The following is a 4,024-nucleotide window of genomic DNA, read 5'->3' as shown; positions in this document are numbered from 1 at the left end:
GAACGAGTGCGACGCGCAGCAGTCGAGCGGGGTTGCGGGCGAGCTGGATGGTGCCCCGCGCACTACGTGGCGAGCCTGCCTGATGGCGGCTGTTGGACGGGACAAGCTCTGTTGTCGTCTAGTAGCGCCTGACGATTGTCAGGTAGACAATGGCGCTTGCAGAGGCAGCCGCCACGAGCGCGCCTACGCCAAGGTCCTTCGACGAGCGGTACATCCCCCACGCAAAGGCGTCTGTGACGAAGAAGATGGCGCAGCCCACTTCCACCATCAGGCCTAAGAAGCCGTCCATGGGACTCTTCCGCCTGCGTGCACGCGGGTGCAGGGCGCGCCAAGTTGGCCAGCCGGCGCCACGCGCGGTCACGGCCTGCATGGCAATGTACCTCATGCATTCCCTCAGCGACCCGAACAGCATGAGCACTGCGAAGAGGTCGAGCGCGGCTGCGACCGCTATCTGCACGTGTCCGCCATTGTGGCTCGAGACGGCGACCGGGATGAAGACCATGCACCCCAACTGCACCATGACCAAAGTGATCATCGTGACGAGCCAGCAGCCATCGTTGGTGGGTATTGCCCCCTGCGTCGCCGCCCTGGGCGCCAGCGTCGGCGTGGCGGATGCAGACCAGGTCGTGGTCCTCGTCGCGGGATTCGCCTCCACAATGGCGCCCGTCCCCGCCCGCTGGTCGGCGTACGTCTGCCCGCAGAGCATGGCCAGCTGGCGCAGCAGGCTCATCCGCTCGCCCGCCACGGTGAAGCCCATGGACCGCAGATTCTCCTCCGACACGTGCCGCAGGTGCTGGCCCGCGATCCTGTTGCTGGCAAACGTCTCGACCACGTCCTCGCCGAAGCCCCGGCTGCGCAGCCAGTGCTGGACGCGCGCCTCCGACCACGTGTTCAGCACCGCGGCGGGCACCGTGAGTCCCGTCCACGCCGGCTGCGGCGGTGCTTGAGAACGGCGGCCGTCGCCCGGCTCGGCCACCTGCTGAGGGCGGGGCGGGGCCCAGCCGTCGAACGTGGAGGCCGCCAGGGTCGCCACCAGCGCCTGCGCCTCGCTTGGGTGTCCGCCCATCGGCCTCGCGGCCCCGTACCGCACACTCGGCCCGAACACACTGTCGCCCTCCATGCTGAGGAGGGAGCGCGCGTCCAGGGCCACCGCCTTCGTCCTCGTCTCCGACGCGACCGTCTGACGCCTCGACCACAACGGACGACGCAGCCTCCAGCGGTCGCTCGGGCGGCGGTCGGTGCGGAGGCGCGACTGCACGCGCGGACAAACACCATCGTCCGCCGCCCGCCGCCTGTTCGCTGTGACATTGTCGAGCGCACGGGCGAGGTCCAGAGGACCAAGAATCGAGAGCGACCTGGTCGCCTCGAACGACAATCAGTGCTTGGTGGCCAAAGACATGGACGCGGCTGCGCAATGGAGGCAAGCTAGGCCGCGCCAGCTGAATTCGTGGGGACGACTCGCGCATGTCGGCCGCCGCCCTCACGCCGCGCGCTAGAACTCGTCAAAGTTGTTCTCGGGCTCGAAGACCGGGTTGTCCATCCCGGCAGGCTGCGCCGCCGCCTCCGCCTTGCCGCTCGACTGCGGCGAGTACGACTGGCTCGTGCCGTTCTTGCGGTACAGCAGGAAGATGATGATCACGATGAGCACCACAAACCCGATCACAACGCCCGCCGCAATCGCCGCCGAGTTGCTGCTGCTCGACCCGGAGCCGCCGCTCGAGCTGCCCGACGACGACGAGTCGCAGTTGCGGCCCGTCCAGCCAGACGCGCACGAGCACGTCCACGACCGGCTCTCCGTGTCCACCACGCACGTGCCCCCGTTGTCGCAGATGCTTTCGTCGCCATCGAGCTGTCCGCACACGTCGCACCGCGGCAGCTCGAGACCAAGCGGGCAGGCAACGCATCGGGCATCGCCGCCGTTCGGGAACGTGCACGTCGCGCCGCCCTCGCACAGGCGTCCGCCATTGTCCAGCTTCGACGTGCACGGCTTCGAGCAGTCCGTCCCGAACCACCCGTTGTCCTTGCACGACGTGCACCGCGGATTCGCACCCGTCGCCTTGTCGCACGTCAGCCCGACGCAGTTGCTCAGCGGCGGGCACGCCTTGTCGCAGTTGTCCCCGTAGAACCCGGACGCGCACGTCCCCGAGCACTTGCTGTTGCCCCCGTTCTTGTCGCACGTCACCGTCCCCGACGCGCAGTTGGGCGACGACGTGTTGCACGCCTTCGTGCAGTCCGATTCGAAGAACCCGGCCACGCAGTTCCCCTGGCACTCGCGGTTGCCCCCGTCGCTCGCGCACGTCACCTGCCCCGCGCAGTTCCCCTTGGTGCACTGCTGCTGGCACTTGTCCCCGTAGAACCCGGGCGCACACTTGCACGTCATCTTGTTGTCCCGGTTCTCGCACACCCCGCCGTTCTGGCACGGATTCGGCGAGCACAGGTCAGACTGCGAGTGGCAGTCGTCGCCGAACCAGCCGGGCAGGCACGCCTCGCACTTCAGGTTCGCCCCGCTCATGTCGCACGTGTGCGTCTTCGTCATGTCGCAGTTCTCCATCCCCGCACACGTCGTCCCGCAGTCGTTGCCCGCAAAGCCCTCCTTGCACGCCTGGCACACCCGGTTCCCGCCCGTCCCCTGGTTGCACGTCACCGCCCCGACGCAGTTCCCCTGCGCGCACTGATCCAGGCACAGGTCCCCGTAGAACCCGGCCTTGCACCCTTGCGGGCACGCCGTCACCGTCCCGCCCAGCGTGCACCGCGCCGTCCCCGCCTTGCAGTTGCTGCTCGCCCCGCACACCGTCGTGCACGTGCTGCCGAAGAAGCCGTCCTTGCACCCCGTGCAGGCCAGGCCCGTGCCGTCCTGCCGGCACGTGCGCGACCCCACGCAGTTCTCCGCCCCCGCGCACGTCCCGCTGCAGTCCGTGCCCGTGTACCCGGGCGCGCACTCGCTGCAGACGCGGTCATTCCCCGTCACCTTGTTGCACGACACCGCGCCCTGGCAGTTCCCCTGCACGCACGACAGCGTGCAGTTCGTGCCGAAGAAGCCCGCCTTGCACGCCCCGCACACGACATTCGTCCCGTCCGCCTGGTTGCACGTCCCCGGCTGCAGGCAGTTCGCGTCGCTGCACCGGCTGTTGCAGGTCGAGTCCCAGTAGCCCGCCACGCAGACGCAGAGCGCGCCCGTCGGTCCACTCGTGCACCGCGCTCCGTTCTGGCACGGGTTGCCCGACGCGCAGTAGTCCGTCTCCGTGAAGCACCCGTCGCCCGTGTAGCTCCCCTTGCACCCGTTGTTGCACCGCGCCGCGCTCCCGTCCACGTTGCACGTCACGCTCTGCTCGTTCACGATGTTGCACTGCTCGTAGTTCACGTTGCACGGGTTGCTGCAGTCGCTGCCCCAGAAGCCCGCCTTGCACGACTGGCACACACGCATCGCCCCGTCCGCCGCCCGGCACGTCACCAGGCCGATGCAGTTGCCCTGATCGCACGGCACGTCGCACACGGCGTCGTGGTGGACATCCGCGCGACCCCAGTAGCCCGCCCTGCACGAGCCCAGGCACTCGCGGCTGCCGCCCGTCAGCTGGTCGCACCGGATCGTGCCCTCGCAGAACCCGCCCTCGTTCGTGCACTGCTGGCTGCAGTCGATGCCCCAGAAGCCGTCCTTGCATCCCTTGGCCGTGCAGTCGCGTCCCTCGCCGTCCGCCTTGTGGCAGCTCACCCCGCCGACGCAGTTCCCCAGCGTGCACGTCTTCGTGCAGTCGTTGCCCCAGAAGCCGTCGACGCAGGCGTACCCGTCGCACCGCCGGTTCGACCCGTCCTGGTCGCAGTAGTGCTGCCCGATGCAGTTGCCCTTGCCGCAGTCGTCGTCGCAGCCGGGCCCGTAGAAGCCCGCCTTGCACGGCGTGCACTTCCGGTCCTTGCCGTCGCTCTGCCGGCACGTCACGTTGACGGGGACGTTCTTCTCGTTCTTCTCGGCGCAGTTGCCCTGCGCGCACTCCGACTCGCAGTCCTTGCCCCAGTACTTGTCGTAGTC

2 protein-coding genes are annotated in these 4,024 nt (G+C 68.6%); both read right to left on the bottom strand.

The window, feature by feature from the left end:
• Positions 1-118: 118 nt before the first annotated feature.
• Positions 119-1,150, bottom strand: a complete 1,032-nt coding sequence (locus tag KIT86_RS24490) for a hypothetical protein (RefSeq protein ID WP_297403254.1) — start codon at positions 1,148-1,150, stop codon at positions 119-121.
• A gap of 342 nt (positions 1,151-1,492) precedes the next feature.
• Positions 1,493-4,024 (bottom strand): calcium-binding EGF-like domain-containing protein (locus KIT86_RS24485; protein ID WP_297403252.1); only part of this gene is annotated, 2,532 nt, incomplete at its 5' end.

Source organism: Hydrogenophaga sp., assembly GCF_026125825.1.
Classification (GTDB): Bacteria; Pseudomonadota; Gammaproteobacteria; order Burkholderiales; family Burkholderiaceae_C; genus Hydrogenophaga.
The sequence above is the reverse complement of the archived record's forward strand: the minus strand, read 5'-3'. Positions and strand labels throughout refer to the sequence as shown.